The following is a 23865-nucleotide window of genomic DNA, read 5'->3' as shown; positions in this document are numbered from 1 at the left end:
TTAGGGTGTCACTCTATCCCGTAGGCTAATGCAGATAGAACCGCTACTGGAAAAGACTGCGTGAGCTTGTAGGGTGAGCGTACCAACCCTTGCCGCTCAAAACCAGTGGCGCCGATCGAAATTTTAGAGCGCGCATGATAGACGTTGAGCGCATTAATTGAAAGCTGATCCCAGCCGTTCATCCGGTTTTTCATTATTTTATATGTGAAATGTGTCCGTTTTATGTGATTGCCGGATAATTACCCATCAAGATGATTAATGATTTCAATTAATTCTGGTTAATAATGACCTGTCTCAATATTTGATCAGGATCGGTTCCGCATAATGAAACGCGGCATATTGAGGGCGGAACCATGGAAAAACTACTAGATCGCTTTTTTAACTACATCTCATTCGATACGCAATCGAAAGCGAATGTCAAACATGTGCCCAGCACCGATGGGCAGATGAAGCTGGCGCGCGCGTTGCAACAGGAAATGATTGAGTTGGGGTTTGAACAGGTATCGTTGAGTGAGCATGGCTGCGTCATGGGTACGTTGCCGGGCAATGTCGCCTGGCCGGTTCCGGCCATTGGTTTTATTTCCCACCTGGATACGTCACCGGACTTTACCGGGAAAAACGTCAATGCGCAGGTGGTGGAAAATTATCGCGGCGGCGATATTGCGTTGGGCATTGGCGATGAGGTGCTGTCGCCGGTCATGTTCCCGATCCTGCATCAACTGCTGGGCCAAACGCTGATCACCACCGACGGGAAAACGCTGCTCGGGGCGGACGATAAAGCCGGGATTGCCGAAATCCTCACGGCGATGGTGCGGTTAAAACAGCGAAAAATTCCGCACGGGGATATTCGCGTGGCCTTCACGCCGGATGAAGAAGTGGGCAAGGGCGCTCGCTTTTTTGACGTTGCGGCGTTTGATGCCGTCTGGGCCTACACCGTGGACGGCGGCGGGATGGGGGAACTGGAGTGCGAAAACTTTAACGCGGCTTCAGTAACGGTGAAAATCGTCGGCAACAACGTGCATCCCGGCAGCGCCAAAGGGGTGATGGTGAACGCGCTGGCGTTGGCCACCCGTATCCATCAGGCGTTGCCAGCCGATGAAACGCCGGAAAACACTGAAGGCTATCAGGGCTTCTACCACCTGCATGGCATCAAGGGCAACGTCGAGCGTGCCGAAATGCACTATATCCTGCGTGATTTCGAGCGTGATGGCTTTGAGGCGCGCAAGCGGCGGATGATTGACGCGGCGCAGCAGGTCGGCAAGGGGTTGCCGCGTGATTGCTATATTGAAGTGACCATCGAAGACAGTTACTACAACATGCGCGAGCAGGTGGCCGAACACCCGCATGTGATCGCGCTGGCGCAGCAGGCGATGCGCGATTGCGGTATTGAGCCCATCATGAACCCGATTCGCGGCGGGACGGATGGCGCACAGCTTTCGTTCCGCGGCCTGCCGTGCCCGAACCTGTTTACCGGTGGCTACAATTATCACAGCAAACATGAGTTCGTCACGCTGGAAGGGATGGAGCAGGCGGTAGCGGTGATTATGCGTATCGCTTCGCTGGCGGCGGAGCGGGTAAAAAAATAAGCGCGGGCTTTTTATCGCATTGGCGAATAACGCCGGCGATGGCCGCGCAGCTGCTTGCAGCAGCCGGTGTTTATGCTTAGTGTGTCAGTACCTTTTTTACGCACAAGGAACTGGCAGTATGAGTACCGAGTATCGTATCGACAGCGAACATCTTAATGCATTTGTGCAAACACTCTGGCGGCACGCGGGCAGCACGCCCCGTGAAGCGGAGCTGGTGGCAGAGCATCTGATCCAGGCCAACCTTGCCGGCCATGATTCCCACGGCGTCGGGATGATCCCAACCTATATGTCGTCGCTGGCGCAGGGGCATTTGCAGCTCAATGGCCAGATCAACGTGGTGCGCGACGCCGGGGCGGTGTTGACCATCGACGGCGGCAAGGCCTTTGGGCAGGTTGCGGCCTACCAGGCGATGGAAAAAGGCATTGAGCGCGCGCAGCAATTAGGCTTGGCGGCGGTGGCGTTGAACAATTCCCATCATATCGGCCGTATCGGCCACTGGGCCGAACAGTGCGGCCGCGCTGGTTTGATCTCCATCCATTTTGTCAACGTGGTGGGCGATCCGATGGTGGCGCCGTTTGGCGGCAGCGATCGGCGTTTCGGCACCAACCCATTTTGTGTGATTTTCCCCCGGCCAGGCAAAAAGCCGCTGTTGCTGGACTTTGCCACCAGCGGTATCGCCTTTGGCAAAACCCGCGTGGCATACAACAAGGGCCAGCGCGTGGCGCCCGGCTACCTGATTGATGCCGAGGGGCAACCCACCGTCGAGCCGAAAGTGATGCACGAACAGCCCTATGGTTCGCTGCTGCCGTTTGGTTTCCACAAGGGCTATGCGCTGGCGACGCTGTGTGAAATTCTCGGCGGGGCGTTGTCCGGCGGCCAGACCACCCACGATGAAACGCTGCAGACCAGCAACGATGCCATCTTTAACTGCATGACCACCATGATCCTCAATCCGCAAGCCTTTGCCGCGCCACAGATGCAGCAAGAGGCGGAAGCGTTTCTTGCCTGGGTGAAAGAATCGCCGCAAAGCGGTGAGGCGCCGATACAGGTGCCGGGCGAGTGGGAAGAGGCCAACCGCGCGGAGCGGCGTGAGAAGGGCATCCCGGTGGATGCCAATACCTGGCAGCAAATCTGCGAAGCAGCGCATAAGGCTGGCGTGCCGGAGGCAGAGATAGCGCGCTATCAGGCGTTGGCGCACGCTTAATGCCCGCAGTGGGTGCCTTGCCCCCGGCCGTAGACAGCGCCGGGGGAGGGAGGATTAATCGTTAAAGAACCAGTAGCCGCTGTTGACCAGCGCGCTAAGCAGGGCGAGGAACGACGGATCGTCCAGCGCCGCCCCCAGCATGGCGGCATCCACACTGTAGTGCTGGCACAGGGCATCCGCTGCCTGCAGGTGCGGGGTGTCTATCAACTCGCCGTTAACGAAGCAGCGGTCGCCGACGCGCAGCACGCGCAAGCCCCCCAGCCGTTGCAGCGATTCCCCCTGTTGCAGCAGATCGTAAATTTCCCCGGCCTGGTAAGGCGGCTCTGGCTGCGCTACATCCAGTTCATGGCGTGATTGCGAAATAAACTCGCCAAACCAGTGCTGGAATTGTTCCGGTTGTTCAACCAGTTCCAGCATCATCTTGCGCAGGGCGTCCACTTCCTGCGGCAACACGCTGGCTGGGCTATCGCGCAGGGCAATGTCCGGATCGCCATAGCGCCGGCTGCCCAGTTCGTGCGCCAGCACGTAGTCGGCAAAACCGCTCACCAGTTCACGGCCATTCGGCGCCCGGAAGCCGACGGAATAATTGAGCGCACTTTCCAGGGCATAGCCTTCATGCGGGAAGCCCGGTGGAATATACAGAATATCGCCCGGCACCATCTCTTCATCAATGATGGCGTCGAAGGGCTCCACCTGCAGCAGATCCGGGTGTGGGCAGTGCTGTTTCAGCTGCGTTTTTTCGCCAACGCGCCAGCGGCGGCGCCCGGCGCCCTGAATGATGAAAACATCGTACTGATCGAGATGCGGGCCGACGCCGCCGCCCGGTACGGAGTATGAGATCATCAGATCGTCAATCCGCCAGTCCGGCAATGTGCGGAACGGGCGCATCAGCGCGCTGGAAGGCTCATGCCAGTGATCGACGGCCTGTACCAGCAGTGACCAATCGTTCTCCCCAAGATGATCGTAGCTTTCGAAGGGGCCATGCGCGACCTGCCAGCGGCTATCCTGGTGGCTGACCAAGCGGCTATCCACTTCGTTTTCCATCGCCAGCCCGGCCAGCTCATCCGGGGTGATGGGATCGATAAAATTCTTGAAGCCTTGTTTGATAATCACCGGGCGCTTTTGCCAGTAGCGTTGCAGAAAGTCGTTCCAGTCCAGTTCGAGTTGATAGTCCATGTTCTATTCCAGGATAGAGGAGTGAGCCTGATGGCGATTATACCTATCAAACGCCACGTTGTATGTGCGTTAGCCTTGTTACTCGGCGATCCCTGGGCCATCGCCCGATGGCGCCGCTGGCCGCTGCATTCAGGCCAGGGCGACACATTTACTCATGGTGGTGCGGCTCATGCTGGCGGGAGAAGGTGACCTGCATGCGCGCGCCGCCTAACGGGCTGTCGCTGATGGTGATTTGGCCGTCGTACTGTTCAATGATTTCTGCCGCGACCGATAGCCCCAGCCCCTGGCCGGGGCGCATGGTATCGACGCGGCGCCCGCGTTGAAAAATAAGCTCACGTTTGCTCTCCGGGATCCCGGGGCCGTCATCGTCAATGACGATGGTCAGATCTTTCTCCGAGTGCAGCGAGGTGATCTCGACAAACTCCAGGCAATATTTGCAGGCGTTCTCCAGAATATTGCCCATCACTTCCATAAAGTCGTTTTTCTCGCCGACGAACGTCACTTCCGGCGAGATATCCAACGTCAGCACCACGCCTTTGCGCTGATAAACTTTGTTTAGCGCCACCACCAGGCTATCAAGCAGCGCCGGCACGGAGTGGATCTCGCGCGTCAGCACCGTTTGCCCGGAGTTGATGCTGGCGCGGTGCAGGTAATAACCGATCTGCTGCGAAATACGGCTGATCTGCTCGAGCATGATCGGCTCGGCGGATTCGATGGTGGTTTCTTTGCCGGCGCGCAGTGAGCGCAGGGTGGTTTGCAGCACCGCCAACGGCGTTTTCAGGCTGTGGCTCAAATCGGATAACGTCGTGCGGTACTTGGTATAACGCTGGCGCTCGTTGTTCACCAGAATGTTCAGGTTGCGTACCAGCCCGCGCAGCTCGCTGGGTGGGTTTTCGTCCAGGTGCTCGCGCGCGCCTTCTTCCAATTCTCCGACCTGTTTGATCAGCATTTTGATTGGCCGCAGGCTCCAGTGGGCCGCCAACCAGAGCAGCGGCACCACCAGCAGCAGGTTGGCCAGCAGCACATAGCTAAACCAATCCCACACTACATCGGAGCGTTGCAGTTCCTGCGGGATGGAATCAACCACCACAATGGTCAGCGCCGGCAGGCTGGCGGTAGCGGCGTACTTGTTCACCGCCACCGAGTGGGTAAGCGCGTCCTGATCGGTATCGTCGTAGCCTTTCAACTGCGCGCGCGCTTTGGGGTTATCCCCCAGCACTTCGCTACTGATACGCACGTTGGTGTCGATCTCGTAAAAACCGGATTCCTTCAGCCACTCTTTTTGAATCAGCGGCTCCAGTTCCGGCATTTTGCGCTGGCTCCACAACAACTGGCCTTGCTCGTCATAGATAAACACCAGCGTTGGCACGTTGAGATCGAGCCCCGGCGGAATGGCGATGGTCAGGCGGCCGCTGTTCCATTGCGCCAGGCTGAAATACAGGTTGCTTTCACTGCGCAGCAGGCGGAAGGCGTTTTTGTCGAAACTGACGATATACCCCACCACGGCGACCATGCCGTAAGACAAGGAGAGCGCCAGAATGACCCCCGCCGTGGCCATCAAAAAGCGGGCGCGCAGCGAAAATGGTTTTTTATCCTTATAGAACATGAGACTCACTTAGTGTCGAATCGGTAGCCCTGACCACGCACCGTGGTAATCACTTCCTGTGGATGAACGGCCTGCAATTTTTTGCGCAGACGCCCCATGAGAACATCAATGGTATGGCTTTCGCGCAATTCCGCATCCGGGTAGAGCTGCAGCATGAGCGAATCTTTGCTGACCACTTTGCCGGCGTTGCGGATCAGCGTTTCAATAATGGTGTATTCGAACGCCGTCAGTTTGATTTGTTCTTCGTTAACGCTCAGTTCACGGCGTGAGAGATCGATCTGGAACGGCGGCATCACGATGACTTGTGAAGCCAGGCCGCTATTGCGGCGCATCAGCGCCTGCATGCGCGCGATCACCTCTTCCAGGTGGAAGGGTTTGGTGACATAGTCGTCGGCCCCGGCTTCCAGCACGGCCACCTTATCCTGCCAGCTTTCGCGCGCGGTGAGCACCAGAATCGGCAGCTTCATCTGGTGGGCGCGCCAGCGGCGAATCAAGCTTAGGCCGTCTTCGCCCGGCAGCCCCAAATCGACAATGGCAATATCCGGCGCGTGCTCTTGCAAGAAATAATCCGCTTCCTTGGCGTCTTCGGCGGCATCCACCTGGTGCCCCATATCACGCATTTGTACTGAAAGGTGATGCCGTAGCAAACCATTATCTTCGACTACCAATACTCGCATGGGGCTCTCCTGTGAAATATGCGGGCGGAACACCTGTCTCTCGCCTTTAAAGGTAACGCGTTTGGCGCCAGGGGAATAATAAACCGTCGTCAATTATCATATAAGTTTGCCGTTATGGTAGGTATTACCTTCCCCGGAGGCAAGCCGCCACGGATTGGCGGCTGAAAAACAACGCTATTGTTATCGGATACCTAACCATTATCAGCAACGGCGGATAAACCACGGGTCAACAATGCCGCGCTCTGCTTAAAACAACGTTAAACGGCTATGTGATGAATAAAATGTGACCAGGATCGTAGTAAAATCACAAAGGTATTATTAAGGTATTCTATAGGTGTCATATTGATGCCAACACCAGGGTCTTCCACCGCCCGCCTGGCTGCTAAAGTCGGGCGGGTCTTAAAGTCAGCAAGGATATAACAATGAAACGTCCTCATCTGAAGCTGTCTGTCATGATGTTTATTGAGTGGTTTATCTGGGGGGCGTGGTTTGTCCCTTTATGGCAATACCTGAATAAACTGGGTTTTACCCCGGGTGAAATCGCCTGGGCCTACAGCAGTACGGCGATTGCGGCTATCCTGTCACCGGTGTTGGTTGGGGTTATCGCCGATCGCTATTTTGCCGCGCAAAAGATACTGGGCTGGTTACACCTGGCCGGCGGGGTACTGATGTTTATCATTGCCTGGCAGAGTGAGTTTGCGGTGTTTTTCCCCTTGCTTGTGGTTTATGCCATTACCTATATGCCTACTGTGGCGCTGACCAACAGCATCGCGTTCGCCAATATTGAGGATACTGAAAAAGAGTTCCCACGCGTTCGTGTGCTGGGAACGCTGGGCTGGATTGCTTCTGGCTTGGTGATTGGCTTTATGTTGCCGCCGCTGCTTGGCATGGGGAATATTTCCGATACTAACCTGCCGTTGATCATTACCGGCGTCGCTGCCATTTGCCTTGGCCTATACAGCTTTATCCTGCCGGACACGCCGGCAAAAGGCAGTGGGGCCGTGGATATCAAAGCACTGTTGGGCCTGAACGCTATTGGGCTGTTGAAGGATCGCTCGTTTGCCACCTTTGCGTTGTGCTCTTTCCTGTTCTGCATGCCGCTGGCTTTTTATTACCAGTTTGCCAACGGCTACCTGACGCAGGTTGGCCTGCCGGATGCCACAGGCTGGATGACGCTTGGCCAGGTCTCGGAAATTTTCGCCATGCTGGCGTTGCCGTTATTGCTTAAGCGCTATGGCATCAAAAAGGTGTTGATGCTGGGGTTCATTACCGCCGCTATCCGCTACATTTTCTTTATCTACGGCGGCACTGCCGATGTTTGGGGTTATAGCATGCTGTTCCTCGGCATTTTGTTGCATGGGGTCAGCTACGATTTCTATTTTGTGACCGGTTACATCTATGTCGATAAAAAAGCGCCGGCGCATATGCGCACCGCTGCGCAAGGGTTGATCACGCTGATCTGCCAGGGATTGGGCAGCTTTATCGGCAATTGGCTCGGTGGGCGTGCAATGACAACCTTTGCCTTAGCGCAGCCGCGTGACGGTATGACCTTTGACTGGTTTGCGGTATGGGGTATGGGCGCCGCCATGGTTGTGGCGGTGATGTTGCTATTCCTGCTGTTCTTCCGCGAACGCAGCCATACCATCACGCCGATAGCGATGTCGCAGAATTAACCGCCAGGCCGGGTGCCCGGTAATAAATTATTTTCAGGAGCAATACATGAAGCAATTAACCCAGCGTCAACGCGTGGTGGGCGCACTTTATGGGCAAATGCTGGGCGATGCGTTAGGCATGCCCTCGGAACTGTGGCCGCGTGAAAGGGTTAAGCGCCATTTTGGCTGGATTGATCGGTTTCTTGATGGGCCGGCTGAAAATAACGCGGCCTGTTATTTCACTGCGGCGCACTATACTGATGACACCGCGATGGCGCTGGCGCTGGCCGATGCGTTGGTGGAAGCCGAAGGCAAAGTGATACCGGAACGGATTGCACACAACGTACTCTGCTGGGTCGACGGCTTTGATGCGTTCAACAAGAACATTCTTGGCCCGAGCTCGAAACAGGCGCTGCGGGAGCAAAAGCAAGGTACACCGATAGGCGCGCTGGAAAACAACGGTGTGACCAACGGCGCGGCTATGCGCATTTCACCGTTGGGGTGCGTATTGCCCGCTGCGCCGCTGGAGCGCTTTTACCAGCAGGTCTGGCTGGCTTCCAGCCCTACGCATAAATCCGATATTGCCGTGGCTGGGGCCGTCGCCATTGCCTGGGCGATATCCCGGGCGATCGAAGGCGCAAACTGGGCGGAGATCCGCCTGGCATTGCCGGGCGTGGCGGACTATGCCCAGCGCCGCCGGGTAACGACCTTCAGCCCATCCCTTGCCGCGCGTATCGAACTGGCGTTTCAGGTGGTCGATCAAGCGGCAGGCACTGAGCAGGCATCTGAGCGGATATACCAACTGGTGGGTGCCGGCGTCAGCACCATCGAGTCCGTTCCTGCGGCGTTGGCTATGGTGGAACTGGCACAAACCAATCCTAACCAATGTGCGATCCTTTGCGCCAATCTGGGCGGTGATACCGATACTATCGGCGCAATGGCCACCGCCATCTGCGGCGCATTGAATGGCGTTGATGCGTTTGACCAGCAACTGTTGGCGGAACTCAAGCGCGTTAACCCGGTTGATATCAACGCCTATGCGCAGGCGTTCCTGCGTTTCCGCCAGGATTGGCAGGAGGGCGAATGAGCAATGACGAACGGTATGATTTGCTATACCGCCTGGGCCAAGGAGCATGGCGCCAGCAGAATCCGGTAATGGTTGTGGGAGCAGCCGTGTTGGATATGGTGGTCAAGGCCAATGCGTTGCCGGTGCGCGGCGGGGATTTAGCCGTTCAACTACAGGGGTATCATCTTGGCGGCTGTGCGCTCAATATCGCCGTTGCGCTTAAACGACTAGGGATCGCCAGCCATAATCTGCTCCCGCTGGGTCAAGGCCCTTGGGCAGAGCGGCTGAGAGTGGAAATGGCGCAGCGCGGCGTACATTCCGCTCTGGAGGTTGGCGGGCAGGACAACGGTTGGTGCATGGCATTGGTAGAGCCTGACGGTGAACGCACCTTTATCTCCATCGATGGCGTTGAGAACCAGTGGCGCCTGGCGTGGTTGCCGGCCACGGTTGAAGGGCTACTGTACCTTTCCGGCTATCAGCTTAGCGGGAAACAGGGCGCGGTGCTGGTGGATTGGATGCTGGGCCTGCCGCCGCAGGTGAGGATCGTACTGGATCTTGGCCCGCGTATTGATGTGATGGAGCCCGCGTTGCTGCAGCGGTTGATCCGCCCCGGCGTAATTCTTACGATCAACCAGCGCGAAGCGCAGCATCTGGGGCTGCAACATGATCTTGCTGCATTCAGCCGCCAACAGTGGCAGATCACACGGCAACCGGTCATCGTACGCTGCGGTAGCGAAGGCTGCTATTACTACGCGCAAGATGATGATCACGGCTGGGTTGCGGCTTGCAAAGTGAAGGTGGCGGACAGCATTGGCGCCGGCGACAGCCACTGCGCAGGCGTGTTGGCCGGGCTGGCGCTAGGGCTAACCACGCGCCAGGCGATACTGCTTGCCAACAGCGTCGCCGGCTATGTCGTGGCGCAGCCCGGTGGCAGCAACGCGCCCACGCTGGCACAGATGTTGGCAAGCGAAGGGATCAGTCTTCGCTGATAAATTCGTACATGTCGCTGCGGCAGTAGCTTTCGCTGTATTCAATCGGTTTTTTCTGGCGATCGAACAGTGTCTGCTTGATGATCAACAGCGGTATCGGCTCTTGTAACTGCAGCGCCAACTGGGTTTCCTCATCGGCCATCGCGGCGCTGACCTGGCTGCGTAGGCTGCCTAGCTCCATATTGTGCAAGCGGAAATAGTCATACAGCGAAACGCCGATCTCTTCAACGTTGCCGATAGCTTCCGCCACCACATAGGAAATAGCGACAGACATTGGGCGCTGATCAATGAAGTGAATACGCTTGAGTTTGTACACCAGAGCGTTTTCCGCCAGGGCGAGTTTTTCGGCCAATATCTCATCGGCAGGGATCTGTTCGCGGCTGATCCACACCGTATCGGGTTTGCGCCCCTGCAGCATCACTTCCCGTGAGAAGCCTTTGGCATCGGCCAGCGAATAGGCCAGCTTCGGTTCTGGCGGGCGGGGCTGGATAACGGTGCCGTAGCCGCGGGTGCGGCCAATGATGCCATCCTGTTCCAGGCAGGCCAGCGCTTTTCGCACCGTGATACGCGAAATACCAAGCTGTTCGGTGAAGTGGCGTTCGCTGGGCAGAAAATCCCCTGAGCTTAGCACGCCCTGCGCAATGGCCTGGCGCACGGACTCGTTAAAACGCAGGTATAGCGGCGTGGCACCTGCGTTGGCCAGATCCTGCTGCAGTTTGTCCAACAGTTGCTGGTTGGTATCGATGCTCATGGCTGCCCGAAATCCTGTTGTCTCAAAGCGATAATCCTTACTTTAAGGTGAGCCGTCTGGGCGTGCAACTGTGTTGCGTCACCGCCGTTGGTGGATGCTAAATGCTTGTTGGATAGTTATACCCCAATGTGGGTGCAATAAAATGGGGCTTCCCGGCTCGGCGGATTGGCTGGTTTTCTCTCCCGCTGTCGTGGCGTATTCTCTAACGATAAGCGGCGTTTGGCTGCCTTAACGGAGGATGTATGGCGATCAATCAATATGGTCAGCCCGTGGGCGAACCGCTGGCAGGCTGGCAGGGGGCGCAGCGGCCGGTGGGAAAAACCTTGGCGGGACAGTCTTGCCGGCTGGAGCCGCTGGAGCCGGAACGCGACTATGAGGCGCTGTACCAGGCGTATGCGCAAATACCCGACGGGCGGGACTGGACCTATTTGCCGACCGAACGGCCGGAAAATGCCCCGGCGCTGTTGCAGCACTTGCAAAACATGCTCAACAATCCTGGCTTGGTCAACCTGGTGGTGGTGGATACGCAGGCGCAGCGGCCGGTGGGGTCGGTGGCCTTTATGCGTATTGATCAGGGCAACGGCGTGCTGGAGATCGGCCACGTGTGCTGGTCACCCCTGATGAAGCGGCAAACCAGCGCCACCGAAGCCATCTTTATGATGCTGCGGTACGCCTTTGATGAACTGGGTTACCGACGTTGCGAATGGAAATGCGATAGCCTGAACGCGCCTTCACGCCAGGCGGCGTTGCGCTTTGGCTTCCTGTTTGAAGGCCGGTTCCGCCAGGCCGTGGTCGTTAAGGGGCGCAGCCGCGATACCGATTGGTTTGCGATAACCGCCGATCGCTGGCCGGCCATTAAAACGGCGTTCACCCACTGGCTGGCTGCTGAAAACTTTACCGCAGATGGGCAGCAACGGCAGCGGCTACAGGCGTTTATGCATGTAGCGTAAGTATGCGGCCAATAAAAAAGCCGGCCGGTTGTAACACCGGCCGGCCTGATATGTGAAGGGCGCTTGCCCAATGCGTTATTTCAATTCGTCGACCATGCGGGTGGCGCGGCCGATGTAGTTGGCCGGCGTCATTGCCTTCAGGCGGGTTTTTTCTTCTTCCGGCAACGCCAGGCCGTCGATAAACGCCTGCATGCCGGCCGCATCTACGCGCTTGCCGCGGGTGAGCTCTTTGAGCTTCTCGTAAGGCTTCTCGATGCCGTAACGGCGCATTACGGTTTGAATCGGCTCCGCCAGCACTTCCCAGTTGTGATCCAGTTCGTCCAGCAGGTGCGCCTGGTTCACTTCCAGTTTGCTGATGCCTTTCATGGTCGCCTGATAGGCGATCAACGCATAGCCCACGCCGACGCCCAGGTTGCGCAGCACGGTGGAGTCGGTCAGATCGCGCTGCCAGCGGGAAACCGGCAGTTTGCTGGCTAGGTGGCCCATCACCGCGTTGGCTAGGCCCAGGTTACCTTCGGAGTTTTCAAAATCGATCGGGTTGACTTTATGCGGCATGGTGGAAGAACCGATTTCACCGGCGATGGTTTTCTGTTTGAAGTGGTTCAGCGCCACGTAACCCCAGATATCGCGATCGAAGTCGATCAGGATGGTGTTGAAGCGTGCCACGCAGTCGAACAGTTCGGCAATGTAGTCATGCGGCTCAATCTGGGTGGTGTACGGGTTCCAGGTGATGCCGAGCGAAGTGACGAACGCTTCGCTGAAGCGGTGCCAGTCTACTTCCGGGTAGGCGACAATGTGGGCGTTATAGTTGCCGACGGCGCCGTTGATTTTACCGAGGATCTCAACGCGTTCCAGTTGGCGGAACTGGCGTTCCATCCGGTAGGCGACGTTAGCCAGCTCTTTACCGATGGTTGACGGCGTTGCTGGCTGGCCGTGGGTGCGCGAAAGCAGCGGGATATCACGATATTGCTGCGCCAGGCCCTTGATGGCGTCGATCAGCTTGCGCCAGTGCGGCAGCAGCACGTCCTGACGCGCGGTTTGCAGCATCAGCGCATGGGACAGGTTGTTAATGTCTTCCGAGGTGCAGGCAAAGTGGATGAATTCAGAAACCGCATGCAGGGCCGGCACCGCCGCCACTTTTTCCTTCAGGAAATACTCAACCGCTTTGACGTCGTGGTTGGTGGTGCGTTCGATGGTTTTAATGCGCTGGGCGTCCTGTTCGCTGAATTCCGCGACGATCTTGTCAAGGAAAGCGTTTGCGTCGGCATCAAATGGGGGAACTTCCCTGATTTCTGCGCAGGCCGCCAGTTTTTGCAGCCAGCGTACTTCAACCTGTACGCGGAATTTCAGCAAACCGAATTCGCTGAAAATGGTACGCAGTGCGCTGACTTTATCACCGTAGCGTCCATCAACGGGGGAAACGGCGGTCAGTGAGGATAATTCCATCGGTAGCAACTCCTGGGAAGATTAACAATGAGCAACGATATTTTGCGCCTGCTTGAACAGACGATTACGGGAAAACATTAACTGCAGGCGGCTGCCGCCAACCTGTTGCCACAGCACGGCGGCACGGATGCCGGCCAGCAGCGTGGCGCGAACTTTGGCCTGCACCTGCGGGTTTTGCAGCACGGCAGGTGAGCCGGTGACCTGAATACGCGGGCCCAGCGGCGCGACCACGTCGACATAGATACCCGCCAGGGCGCTGATGATGGTGTCCGATTCCAGCTCAAAGTGCGCCAGTTGGCGCTCCAACTGGCCCAGGCGCTCGCCCAGCGTATCCATCGCCTGTTTCTTGGCGTTCAGCTTGCGTTCCAGCACCATCAGGCTGATGGTGTAGCGCGTCAGTTCGGCGCCCATGCCTTTGTTGTTGGCATTGAGCACGCCCATCAGCGTTTCCAGGCCCACCTTAAGGTTGCGTTCTTCGCCGCCGAACACGGCCAGCGTTGACGGCGGATCGGTTTGCAGCAGGCTGTTCAACGATGTATGAAACGCTTCGCGATCGCATTGCCCTTCATGCGCCAGTTGTTGAACCAGGCGCGCCGACTGGCTGATGCCAGCCATGGCCAGCGTGATATCGTAATAATTCTTTGCCACGATGACTCCTGTGAACGTTGTCGGCAGCCTACCGCAGCATATGTTGCCGGGTTGGCAGGGGGCCGGCGCCGCGTGAGCGGCCTGGCATGGCAACAACGGGTGACACTCTTTGCCGCGGATCATGCCATAAAACGTGGGCTAAACCCAGCGTGGCATGCGCATTGCACCCGCTGCTGGCGGCCCGGCAGCGGCCTTGCGCCTGATTAGGCCTCGGTGAGCGGCAGGCGCTGTTCAATGATCCCGCCGCCCAGGCAGACTTCGCCCTGATAGAATACCGCAGACTGGCCAGGGGTGACTGCCGCAACGGGATCATCAAACCGCACTTCGATGCGATCGGCATCAAGCGGGGTAACGCTGCAGGGCAGATCCTGCTGACGATAGCGGGTTTTCACCGTGCAGCGGAAAGTGCCCGCCAGCGGTTCGCGGTCGACCCAGTGCAGCTGTTGGGCAATCAGCCCGACGGACATCAGGCGCGGGTGCTCGTGGCCTTGAGCGACAACCAGCACGTTATTGGCGACGTCTTTATCCACCACGTACCACGGATCTTCACTGCTGTCTTTCATACCGCCGATGCCCAGGCCCTTGCGTTGCCCCAGCGTATGGTACATCAGCCCCTGGTGCTCGCCGATGGTTTGGCCGTCGACGGTGACGATCGGGCCCGGCTGCGCGGGCAGGTAGCGCGCAAGGAAATCACGGAATTTGCGCTCGCCGATAAAGCAGATGCCGGTAGAGTCTTTCTTTTTCGCGGTGACAAGATCCAACTGTTCCGCGATGCGGCGCACCTGGGGTTTTTCCAGCTCGCCCACTGGGAACAGGCTTTGCGCCACCTGCTCGTGGCTTAGGGTGTACAGGAAATAGCTCTGGTCTTTGTTGCCGTCGACGCCACGCAGCAGGCGGCTTTTACCGTCAACGTCCTGGCGGCGCACATAGTGCCCGGTGGCGATGTAATCCGCGCCCAAATCTTCCGCCGCAAATTCCAGGAAAGCTTTAAATTTGATTTCTTTATTGCACAGAATATCGGGGTTTGGCGTGCGCCCGGCTTTATATTCTTCCAGGAACAGCTCAAACACGTTGTCCCAGTATTCCGCCGCAAAGTTCACCGTGTGCAGTTCAATGCCGAGTTTATCGCATACGGCTTGCGCATCGGCCAGATCGGCCGCGGCAGAGCAGTATTCCTCATCATCGTCCTCTTCCCAGTTTTTCATGAACAGCCCAGCGACTTGATAGCCCTGTTGCTGTAACAGATAGGCGGTAACGGATGAGTCGACGCCGCCGGACATCCCGACGATTATTTTTTTCTGGCTATTGTCTGACATGGGAATCTCACGAGCTTGAACACGAATGAACCGTGCAGGTAAAAACAAGCGCAGGATTTTATCACGGTGCCGCCGGCGACGCACGGCACTTCTTGCTGCGTGGCCGAACCGTTATTGGTAATGGCTGATCAGCGACAGCGGGTAATGTTCATTGCGTTGGTAGCAGCGCAGGCTTTCCGCCACCAGCGGCGAACGCAGGTTGCCGGCAGAAAGAATTTGCTCGGCCGGCAGCCATAAACAGCGATCGATATCGCTGTCGTGCGGCTCGGTTGGCAGCGTTTCCGCTAACTCAATGGCGAAGCTGAAGCGCAAGAACGGCGTGTTGTCGGGGGCGGTCCACTGGTGCAGTTTGAGGAATGACTGCGGTGTGGCGCGGATGCCGGTTTCTTCCCACAGTTCGCGTTCTGCCGCTTCGATCAACGTTTCGTTGGCTTCCAGGTGGCCGGCCGGTTGGTTCCACAACGCCTTGTGATTAATGGTTTCCTCAACGATCAGGAAACGGCCTGCGGCGTGCACCACGCAGGCCACGGTAACGTGGGGTTTGAACATGCTGTTTCCTTTGTTTTGCTATTCTGATTCTTTACTCGGCCGCTTTCCCCTTGGCGAATGCGGCGCTAAACGGCATCGAGGGTTTTCCATTCGCCGGGCTGCAGATCGCCAAGGGAAAGCTCTCCCATACTGTAGCGAATCAAACGCAGGGTAGGGAACCCAATGTGCGCCGTCATGCGCCGCACCTGGCGGTTACGCCCTTCAAAAAGGGTGATTTTCAGCCAACTGGTGGGAATGGATTTGCGCTCACGGATCGGCGGATTACGCGGCCACAGCCAGTCCGGCTCTGCAACATGCTCGATGCCGGCGGGCAGCGTCATGCCATCTTTCAGCTCTATGCCCTGGCGCAGTCGGGCCAGATCATTTTCCTGCGGTTCTCCTTCCACCTGCACGTAGTAAACCTTGCCGGTGCGCTTGCCTGGCTGGGTTAACTGCGCCTGTAACTTGCCGTCGTTGGTCAACACCAGCAGGCCTTCGCTGTCGCGATCCAACCGCCCGGCGGCGTAGACATCGTTAAAAGGGATAAACGCCTTTAGCGTGGCGCGGCCGGCTTCATCGGTGAACTGGGGTAATACGTCGAAGGGTTTATTGAATAACACCACCCGGCGCGGCCCCTGGGGCACAGGGCGCGGGCGTTGGCGGGTTTTGCTGAATCGTTTAACTTGGTGATTTTTAACAGGGAATTTAGTCATAATAGTTGAGATTATGAAGGATTAGCGCATTATAACGCAATCCGTTTTGGATTGGCGTGAACTGAATATTCGAGTAGTATTGACACGTATCTTACAAAGCATTAACAAATTGCGCTTGAAGGAGAGGTTGATGGAAAGCAAAGTAGTGGTTCCGGCGGAAGGTGAGAAAATTACGGTTGATGCCAAGGGTAAACTGGTTGTTCCCAATAACCCGATTATCCCCTTCATTGAAGGCGACGGTATCGGCGTAGACGTTACCCCGGCGATGATTAATGTGGTTGATGCCGCGGTTAACAAAGCCTACGGCGGCGAACGTAAGATTGCCTGGATGGAAATTTACACCGGTGAAAAATCCACCCATGTTTACGGCAAAGACGTTTGGTTGCCGGATGAAACGCTGGAGCTGATTCGTGATTACCGCGTTGCCATCAAAGGCCCCCTGACCACCCCGGTCGGCGGCGGTATCCGCTCCCTGAACGTGGCGCTGCGTCAGCAGTTGGATTTGTACGTCTGCCTGCGCCCGGTGCGTTACTACCAGGGCACGCCAAGCCCGGTAAAACACCCTGAACTGACCGATATGGTGATCTTCCGTGAAAATGCTGAAGACATCTATGCCGGCATTGAATGGAAAGCCGGCTCTGCCGAAGCGGATAAAGTGATCAAATTCCTGCGCGACGAAATGGGCGTGAAGAAGATCCGTTTCCCAGAGCAGTGCGGTATCGGCATCAAGCCATGTTCAGAGCAGGGCACCAAACGCCTGGTGCGCGCAGCGATCGAATACGCTATCGCCAATGACCGCGATTCAGTCACGCTGGTGCACAAAGGCAACATCATGAAGTTCACCGAAGGCGCCTTTAAGGATTGGGGCTATGAGCTGGCGCGTGAAGAATTCGGCGGCACGCCAATCGACGGTGGCCCGTGGCTGACGATCAAAAACCCGAAAACCGGGAAAGATATCGTGGTTAAAGACGTGATTGCCGATGCGTTCCTGCAGCAAATTCTGCTGCGCCCGGCGGAATACGACGTGATCGCTTGTATGAACCTGAATGGTGACTACATCTCCGACGCCCTGGCGGCACAGGTTGGCGGTATCGGCATTGCCCCGGGCGCTAACATTGGCGACGAGTGCGCACTGTTCGAAGCCACCCACGGCACGGCGCCAAAATATGCCGGCCAGGACAAAGTGAACCCAGGTTCAGTGATCCTGTCTGCAGAAATGATGCTGCGTCACATGGGCTGGGTTGAAGCGGCCGATCTGATTGTTAAGGGGATGGAAGGTGCGATTGCTGCCAAGACCGTCACCTATGACTTCGAACGCCTGATGGAAGGCGCTAAGCTGCTGAAATGTTCAGAGTTTGGCGACGCTATCGTTAAACATATGTAAGTGTGTTTTAGCGCTGAATGATTACGGGAGCTTAATGCTCCCGTTGTTTTATTATTAAAATCGCAACTTTTATCAAAACATTATCAAAACCCCTTCCGTTTGCTCGATCAGATAGCGACAGTTATCCAATCTTTACCTCGATCATCATGATAACTATCGGTCTGTTTTCTGGATTTATGACCAAGAAAAAGTTGGGTATTGAGCCCCTGTTCGCTATACAGCCGTTCAGATAAAGATCGTTGTTCATGAAATGTGGCCGGCGTTCCTGCTCCCCAGTCAATATTTGCCTTTTCTCGGGCCTTAGTGAAATTCCTTGTCAGCGTATTTCCCGTAACCAAACTGCACGAGGGTGATGCGGCGTGGACTATTCTCCGATTGCTGCAGGTTTCAAGAGGCTGTTGCCACAGACAGACCTCAAAAACGAGGCTGTCCTGCTGTGATGATGATGGGCTGAACATGGGGGAAGCTTCATTGAGGGCTGCCTGGCAATGCGGGATGTGCGGCTTGAGATGGACCCGGAAACAGTGCGTGAAAATATTTATGAAAAAACGCTAACGCGGTCCGAAAATTGTACTTTAGTTTGATAAGAATGGTCACGTAGCTTATTTAATAAAACCTCGCTTGTGCGAGGTTTTTTATGCTCTCATATTCATATGAATATATCTGCGGCATTATTAATGCATGACCAGATTATTATGAGTATGATTTATTAATGGCGACGCAGAATTATGACCGCGCTGAATAGGGTGAATATTAACATAATCCATGCCATCGTCCACGGCGTGCCATCGTGAAAACACGCAAGCAAAAGCGAAGAGATAATGCCGCTGCCATATTGCAATGCGCCGATCAGTGCCGAGGCTGAACCCGCTAGTGATGGCACTGCATCCAATGCTGCGGTCGTTGAGGTAGCGGCGATGACGCCGTTCATTGAGAAGAACAGGAATACCGTCACCACCACTGCAACAATGCCGCCAAGTTGCAGTTTTGAAACCAGCGCTAAAGTCAGTGTTGCAAGTGCTGCCACAGCCACGGCGATTTTCAGTAGTCTGTCCAGCGGATGTCGCGACACCAGACGCCGATTCACCATGCTCATCATCATCACGCCGACAATATTGAGCGCGAACAGCCAGCCGTAATATTGCGGATCAACGCCGTAAAAACTGATATAAACAAATGGTGAGCCAGTCATAAAGGCATATGCGGCAACGTAATAAAAGGTCAGACACAGAGTAAAGCGCATAAACACACGGTTACGTAGTAACGATGAGTAGTTATGAAATACGCCCGCCAAAGATATCTTTATCCGTTTTTCCGGTGGTAGCGTTTCTGGCAGGGCAAACAATGAGAGAAACATCAGCCCGCCAATTACCACCAGTAACCAGAAAATGGCATGCCAACTGGTGAGCTTGATGATTTGCCCTCCTGCCAGCGGCCCGATAATAGGGGCGATCGCCATAATGAAAAGTAGCGTTGAGAGCATTTGCGCGGCGCGGATGCGGGTAAACGAATCGCGGATCATCGCCCGCGCCAGCATTGGCCCAGTACAGGCTCCAAAGGCCTGGAACACTCGCCAGAAGACAATCTGCTTAATATCGGTCGATAGCGCGCATCCGGCAGAACCGATAACAAACAGCCCCATGCCGATAAATAACGGCAGCCGGCGGCCAAACGCATCGCTGATCGGTCCCCACACCAGTTGTGCTAGCGCAAAGCCAATGAGAAAACCAGTGATAGTCAGTTCAATATCACCCTGTAGCTCGCTTGCCATCAGCGGCATCGCAGGGAGATAAATATCCGTTGACAGAGACGCGAAGGCCATTAGCGTGCTAAGAATCGCCAGAAACAGCGGCCCGTGAATCTTGTTGTCCATATACTCTTTTTAACCTGTAAGTGATTATTCCTGTATCTAAGAATTGTCGTTAATACGGCAGCCCCGTTTTTCCGCTATATTGGTAACGTATGATCAAAGAAGTCGTTTATCGTCCTCCTGGAAGCTTCTTGCTGTGGCAAAGAACTGATGGTACTGGGCATACTTATTCACGACGAACGCCAGTCCTGAATCAGAGATATGCGGTGATAGGGTGTGCCGCCCACACAATATCGTTAAGGTTGAATGCACCAATGATATTTGACCGGCTGCGGCAGAGTCGCCACTCTCAGGAGCTAGCTTAGCCGCCCGAAACTGAGCCGCGCCAAGCAGATAGCAGCATACAACGCATAATTATTGCAGCCACGGTGGTAGCAACTCAGCCGGTGTTGAGTCTTGAATGTGACAATCTGTTCAAGTATTAGGCCAAAACTAATTACCCAATGCTCCTCCTTATACTTAGTAAAATCAAGCTGTTCCTATGATTTCAGGTATAGAGCCGACGAGAGATATAATTTTGACAACTCGTGTAATACCTATATTTGTGATACGGGCACAAGCGAACCTTTGCCAGGGTTGCGAATAGCAGGACGAGCGTAACATATTGAACTTCAACTCCAATCCTGGCCGGATAAACCGGCCAGGAAAAATCCCCTCGACTGGGGGAGAAGGATAACGGATTTACACAGAATCCGTTACTGGCTTAATAAGTCCTGCTAGAATCTTTCTTCTTTCAATTTTAATATATAGTCGTAAACTGTTTTCTTATTTTCTTATCCATAAAGATAAAATGGTTTTAGCAATCAGATAAAGTAATTGTCCATGGTGTCAAGTTTTTCTGAAAAATAATCCGGAATAACATATTTACATGTGCCATCGAGAGTTTTTATATGGAATTTTTTATTGGGCTGGGGCTTGTTTTTAAATAAGTTCACTCCTATATCAATGCTTTTGTCTGGGGCACAAATTACATACCATGACCTTCTGGAGAAAAATAACTTTCTTTTATTTTAAATATTTCATCAATCTTTGGGTTGTTTTCATCATGTATCTTTTTTAAAGCTTTAGATATACAAATATTTGCCACTACGTGATCGATTGTGGTAATTGATAACGCGAAGGTGCAGAATGCAATAAATGATATCCCCACGCTTTTTACTATATTGTCGGAATAAACGATGTAAACAATCATAGTTATGAATGCAAGAAATATAAAACACCCAAGTATTTCTTCTCTTCTTTTTTTTTGGACTTTATTATCTTTATAATTAAATAAAGCAAAAAGAATGTTAATAATCCATAAATGAATATTAGTGAACGGTCCGGCATGTTTTATATCCTTATAATCATCATACAACGGTTGGTTAATGATACATCACTAGCAGCATTGTGTTAACCATGACATTATAAGGTGTATTTCATATAGGTTCATTCATGAGTTAAAAAATTTCCAAAGAAACTTCCGTTGCTGGGGAGCCGTAGCTACCGAATGTGGGTGAACGGCGCAACTCGGCTGTATATTTGGTGTTTTATTGATAAGTTTATTTAATGTTTAATTTTTTACTGCAAAAAGATGAAGTTATTAATCCCCGCCGTTCGAGCAGACCACTGCGTGTTTAGCCCAGTTTTCAATACATTATCTCGGCAGGCATGAGCACTAATAGCAAAGTCTCATGGCGTTAAAACAGTAGAATATGATATTTGTTTCACTGGAAACTATTAGCATGAAATTCATTTTTAAACAGTCCCTGTTCCTGTTGCTCTCTGTACTGATTGTGGCGCTTGCGGTCGTCGCGTTATTTCTAGACATCCACTGGTTGCACAATGATGTGAAAGAACTGTCCATTACCGAAGTTTCTCAAGAGATTATCCTGGCTGTGATCATCGGTATAAACGTTTTTCAGGCGGTGAGGGGTAGGGAAAAAACGCGTATTTCTGTATTAATCGCCGGTTTTTTCGGCTGTATGCTGATCCGTGAAATGGACTTTCTATTTGATGCGATCGCCTTTGGCTCATGGGTGTGGTTTGCCCTGGCCGTTGCCGCCGTGAGCCTTTTCTTGGGCCTTAAAAAACCGGCCGAGGCCGTTAACCAACTGGCTGTTTTTATGCGCCATCCTGCCTATGGCATGATGTTTTCCGGCCTGCTCTGCATATTGATATTTTCGCGCCTGTTTGGGATGCATATCCTGTGGCAGCAACTGCTGCAGGATGAATATATTCGGGTGGTAAAAAACACGGTGGAAGAAGGCAGTGAGCTGTTCGGTTATCTGCTCTGCCTGATGTCGACATGCTGGTATCTGGCAACCAACAGGAAAACAGACCGCTGCGGCTAGTCCCTGTTCTCTCGGCATAACCGGCCGCGTTGTCAATAAACCCAACGGGAACCCAGCGGTTCCCGTTTTTTGCAACTGTGCTGAAAATGCGTATGCCAGCCAGGCTGGTTATCATCGCGGCTTTGGATGACTGCCTGTCAGGCCGCTGGCTCTTGCTGGCGGATAAAGCGCGGGATGGCCCGTGTGTAAATAATTTCGCTCACCAGTTCAATCAGCGTTTGCGTTATCACCGCGGCGGCGGCCAGCACCCTGATATTTTCCGGCAATGCCAGCGCAAGGGGGAGCACCACCAGCGAGTTGCGCGTTGAGGCGCTAAACGCCACGGCACGGGCGCTTGCAGTGGGCAGGCGGAAAAGGCGCGCAGCGAAGGCGCCGGCCAATGGCGCCAAAACCGCGAAGCACAGATAAACGGGCACCACCGGCAGCAGCCACGTGATTTCTCTTACCACGGTGTTAATCTGTGAGCCAATCACCGCAACTAAAACCGCTGCCATCGCGGGAACCGGTAACCAGCCCCACATGGCGTTCCATGCGCTAACGGCTTTTGATTTCCTGGAAAAATAGAGGGTAATCACCGCTAGGCACAGCGGTATGAGAATCAAAAAAACGAAGGCTTCGATAAACGGCTCTACAGATATCGTTATGGTGATCTGGCCGGCGGCGATGATCTTAAGATAAAGCGGCAACAGCATGAGCTGTAGGATCAGCAGCAAGGGGGTGGCGGAAAGCACCAGCCGTGAATTCCCTTTCCCTATATGCGTGAATACCACGACATAATCAATACACGGGGTAAGCAACACTAAAAGTGCGCCAATAAAAATAGCGGTATTGTCGTCGATCGCTAGCGTCAGCAAGCCGACAATCACCGGAATAAAAATAAAGTTTGCGGTCATCAGGGCGAAAAGAAACCGTTTATCAGAGAAGGTTTCTTTCAGCGCTAGAAAGGGGATCTGTAAAAACATGGCGTACATCAGAATGGCGATAAGAGGGGTGACCACTAAGCTCAGGCGTTCAAAAACATGTGGTAATACTAAACCAGATGCCATGGCAACAATCACACAAATGATATAAATCCAAACCTGATTTTTCTCTATTGAGTCTCTGCTCAAAACATTAACCCTCTAAACGATGCGGAAATCGCGGGCATATGGCCATTCATAAGCCCTGATGTTACAAGATGTTAAGATTAACACGCTTTAAAAACACAGTAAAAGCCGCCACCACGAGGGTTAAACAAAAAAGAAAATAGCGCAGCCCGTGAAAGTTGACCGGGCAGGTTTACGCTATCGCAGCGTTACTGCCGCGAGCCCAGATCTTGATCCCCGGATGCGCCGCTAATTTGCCGTGTCAGCTCATAACAACGGATAATTTTGCCGTCTTTAAGGCGAAAACGTGCAAATACTTCAAATTCACTCACTGTATTATCAGATTTTGTTGCCTGAACAAAATGATGGGTATGTACATTATCAGCGGATTCCGCAATTGATGCTATGCGGATACTGATGCTTTTGGTCGCTGCTTTTAAGTGGAGCATGTGGGAAATGAATCCTTGGTAATCCAGCTCTATGCCATTAACAATTTGTGTGTATTCGCTAGAAAAATACTTTTCAATAAGCGCCTTGTCGCCAATATTGGCACCAAGCACCTGTGTTAAGGCGTTTTGCACGATTTCTGACTGCGTCACGGATTCTTCTCCTTATGATCAATAGATTAGCATTATATACCTCATAGACGTAAAGTTGTAGGCGATTGAAGTTGTCTCTGGATTTCACCCTGTAACCGAAAGAAGAGTAGAGTAAATGCCAGTGATTCAGCGTCCTGTGTTGTGTGGGTGCAGGCAGCGCTGCGTTGTTTTGTTGCGAATAAGTCATTATGATAATTTATCAAGCAATAAGTGAATGTTCGCCGGGTGTGTGTATGATATTTTCGAAGTCTGGTCGCCGGCCATTCCGGCATTATTGCGCAATGCG

The 23865-nt window shown here is 54.1% G+C and carries 21 protein-coding genes and 2 pseudogenes; 9 read left to right on the top strand and 14 right to left on the bottom strand.

What is annotated here, in order from left to right; genetic code table 11:
• Positions 1 to 8 precede the first annotated feature (8 nt).
• Positions 9 to 182 carry a hypothetical protein gene (locus ACN28Q_RS00980; RefSeq protein ID WP_165906994.1) on the bottom strand — a complete coding sequence of 58 codons (174 nt, stop codon included), beginning with the start codon at positions 180 to 182 and terminating at the stop codon, positions 9 to 11.
• 171 nt (positions 183 to 353) lie between these two features.
• On the opposite strand from ACN28Q_RS00980, the gene pepT reads away from it, so the two are divergent.
• Entirely contained in the window at positions 354 to 1586 is a 1233-nt protein-coding gene (gene pepT, locus ACN28Q_RS00975) for a peptidase T (RefSeq protein ID WP_095844620.1), read from the top strand.
• A 118-nt stretch (positions 1587 to 1704) separates the two neighbouring features.
• On the top strand, positions 1705 to 2790 hold the full coding sequence (locus ACN28Q_RS00970) for a malate/lactate/ureidoglycolate dehydrogenase (protein ID WP_095844619.1): 1086 nt from the start codon (positions 1705 to 1707) through the stop codon (positions 2788 to 2790).
• 54 nt (positions 2791 to 2844) lie between these two features.
• On the opposite strand, the gene ACN28Q_RS00965 is transcribed toward ACN28Q_RS00970, so the two are convergent.
• From ACN28Q_RS00965 to phoP, 3 genes are all read right to left on the bottom strand, one after another.
• Positions 2845 to 3966: a ribosomal protein uL16 3-hydroxylase gene (locus tag ACN28Q_RS00965; protein WP_095844618.1), complete on the bottom strand. Its 1122-nt coding sequence runs from the start codon at positions 3964 to 3966 to the stop codon at positions 2845 to 2847.
• Positions 3967 to 4114: 148 nt separating this feature from the next.
• Entirely contained in the window at positions 4115 to 5572 is a 1458-nt protein-coding gene (phoQ, locus tag ACN28Q_RS00960) for a two-component system sensor histidine kinase PhoQ (protein ID WP_095844617.1), read from the bottom strand.
• 5 nt (positions 5573 to 5577) lie between these two features.
• Positions 5578 to 6249: a two-component system response regulator PhoP gene (gene phoP / locus ACN28Q_RS00955; protein WP_095844616.1), complete on the bottom strand. Its 672-nt coding sequence runs from the start codon at positions 6247 to 6249 to the stop codon at positions 5578 to 5580.
• A gap of 422 nt (positions 6250 to 6671) precedes the next feature.
• On the opposite strand from phoP, the gene ACN28Q_RS00950 reads away from it, so the two are divergent.
• Genes ACN28Q_RS00950 through ACN28Q_RS00940 form a run of 3 tightly spaced genes read left to right on the top strand, consistent with a single transcriptional unit; the run spans position 6672 to position 9956 of the window.
• Positions 6672 to 7922, top strand: coding sequence for a nucleoside permease (locus ACN28Q_RS00950; RefSeq protein WP_095844615.1), 1251 nt, complete (start codon positions 6672 to 6674; stop codon positions 7920 to 7922).
• Between the two features lie 46 nt (positions 7923 to 7968).
• A complete protein-coding gene (locus ACN28Q_RS00945) occupies positions 7969 to 8988 on the top strand; it encodes an ADP-ribosylglycohydrolase family protein (RefSeq protein ID WP_095844614.1) in 1020 nt (339 codons plus the stop codon).
• Positions 8985 to 9956, top strand: a complete 972-nt coding sequence (locus ACN28Q_RS00940) for a PfkB family carbohydrate kinase (RefSeq protein ID WP_095844613.1) — start codon at positions 8985 to 8987, stop codon at positions 9954 to 9956. Before ACN28Q_RS00945 ends, ACN28Q_RS00940 begins: the two co-directional genes overlap by 4 nt.
• Here the strand turns inward: ACN28Q_RS00940 and ACN28Q_RS00935 are convergent.
• Positions 9943 to 10707, bottom strand: coding sequence for a GntR family transcriptional regulator (locus ACN28Q_RS00935; protein ID WP_095844612.1), 765 nt, complete (start codon positions 10705 to 10707; stop codon positions 9943 to 9945). The two genes, ACN28Q_RS00940 and ACN28Q_RS00935, sit on opposite strands and share 14 nt — an antisense overlap.
• Positions 10708 to 10949: 242 nt before the next feature.
• Here ACN28Q_RS00935 and ACN28Q_RS00930 point away from each other — a divergent pair, with 242 nt between their 5' ends.
• Entirely contained in the window at positions 10950 to 11657 is a 708-nt protein-coding gene (locus ACN28Q_RS00930) for a GNAT family N-acetyltransferase (RefSeq protein WP_095844611.1), read from the top strand.
• Between the two features lie 75 nt (positions 11658 to 11732).
• On the opposite strand, the gene purB is transcribed toward ACN28Q_RS00930, so the two are convergent.
• The 5 genes from purB to rluE form a co-directional block, all read right to left on the bottom strand.
• Entirely contained in the window at positions 11733 to 13103 is a 1371-nt protein-coding gene (gene purB / locus ACN28Q_RS00925; RefSeq protein ID WP_095844610.1) for an adenylosuccinate lyase, read from the bottom strand.
• A 21-nt stretch (positions 13104 to 13124) separates the two neighbouring features.
• A complete protein-coding gene (gene hflD / locus ACN28Q_RS00920) occupies positions 13125 to 13751 on the bottom strand; it encodes a high frequency lysogenization protein HflD (protein ID WP_095844609.1) in 627 nt (208 codons plus the stop codon).
• Positions 13752 to 13954: 203 nt separating this feature from the next.
• Entirely contained in the window at positions 13955 to 15067 is a 1113-nt protein-coding gene (mnmA, locus tag ACN28Q_RS00915) for a tRNA 2-thiouridine(34) synthase MnmA (protein WP_095844608.1), read from the bottom strand.
• Between the two features lie 111 nt (positions 15068 to 15178).
• A complete protein-coding gene (locus tag ACN28Q_RS00910; RefSeq protein WP_095844607.1) occupies positions 15179 to 15616 on the bottom strand; it encodes an NUDIX hydrolase in 438 nt (145 codons plus the stop codon).
• A gap of 65 nt (positions 15617 to 15681) precedes the next feature.
• Positions 15682 to 16308 carry a 23S rRNA pseudouridine(2457) synthase RluE gene (rluE, locus tag ACN28Q_RS00905; RefSeq protein WP_095844606.1) on the bottom strand — a complete coding sequence of 209 codons (627 nt, stop codon included), beginning with the start codon at positions 16306 to 16308 and terminating at the stop codon, positions 15682 to 15684.
• Between the two features lie 130 nt (positions 16309 to 16438).
• Between rluE and icd the strand changes: the two genes are divergently transcribed.
• The gene (gene icd, locus ACN28Q_RS00900) at positions 16439 to 17692 is read left to right on the top strand and encodes an NADP-dependent isocitrate dehydrogenase (protein ID WP_095844605.1); all 1254 of its coding nucleotides are present in this window, start codon (positions 16439 to 16441) and stop codon (positions 17690 to 17692) included.
• 107 nt (positions 17693 to 17799) lie between these two features.
• Here icd and ACN28Q_RS00895 read toward each other — a convergent pair.
• Positions 17800 to 18027: pseudogene (locus tag ACN28Q_RS00895) on the bottom strand (site-specific integrase); the annotation flags it as partial.
• Between the two features lie 24 nt (positions 18028 to 18051).
• On the opposite strand from ACN28Q_RS00895, the pseudogene ACN28Q_RS00890 reads away from it, so the two are divergent.
• Positions 18052 to 18276 (top strand): annotated as a pseudogene (locus ACN28Q_RS00890) (antiterminator Q family protein).
• A gap of 125 nt (positions 18277 to 18401) precedes the next feature.
• Here ACN28Q_RS00890 and ACN28Q_RS00885 read toward each other — a convergent pair.
• Entirely contained in the window at positions 18402 to 19565 is a 1164-nt protein-coding gene (locus ACN28Q_RS00885; protein ID WP_095844604.1) for a multidrug effflux MFS transporter, read from the bottom strand.
• 1721 nt (positions 19566 to 21286) lie between these two features.
• Here ACN28Q_RS00885 and ACN28Q_RS00880 point away from each other — a divergent pair.
• On the top strand, positions 21287 to 21895 hold the full coding sequence (locus ACN28Q_RS00880) for a transporter (RefSeq protein ID WP_095844603.1): 609 nt from the start codon (positions 21287 to 21289) through the stop codon (positions 21893 to 21895).
• 137 nt (positions 21896 to 22032) lie between these two features.
• Here the strand turns inward: ACN28Q_RS00880 and ACN28Q_RS00875 are convergent, their stop codons facing one another.
• The gene (locus ACN28Q_RS00875) at positions 22033 to 22941 is read right to left on the bottom strand and encodes an arsenic resistance protein (RefSeq protein ID WP_230474293.1); all 909 of its coding nucleotides are present in this window, start codon (positions 22939 to 22941) and stop codon (positions 22033 to 22035) included.
• A gap of 248 nt (positions 22942 to 23189) precedes the next feature.
• Positions 23190 to 23579 (bottom strand): nuclear transport factor 2 family protein, encoded by a 390-nt coding sequence (locus ACN28Q_RS00870; RefSeq protein ID WP_095844601.1) that lies wholly within the window; start codon positions 23577 to 23579, stop codon positions 23190 to 23192.
• Between the last annotated feature and the right edge of the window lie 286 nt (positions 23580 to 23865).

It is taken from the genome of Gibbsiella quercinecans, assembly GCF_002291425.1.
Lineage (GTDB): Bacteria > Pseudomonadota > Gammaproteobacteria > Enterobacterales > Enterobacteriaceae > Gibbsiella > Gibbsiella quercinecans.
Note: the sequence above shows the minus strand (reverse complement) of the source record. Positions and strands in the feature narration are given on the sequence as shown.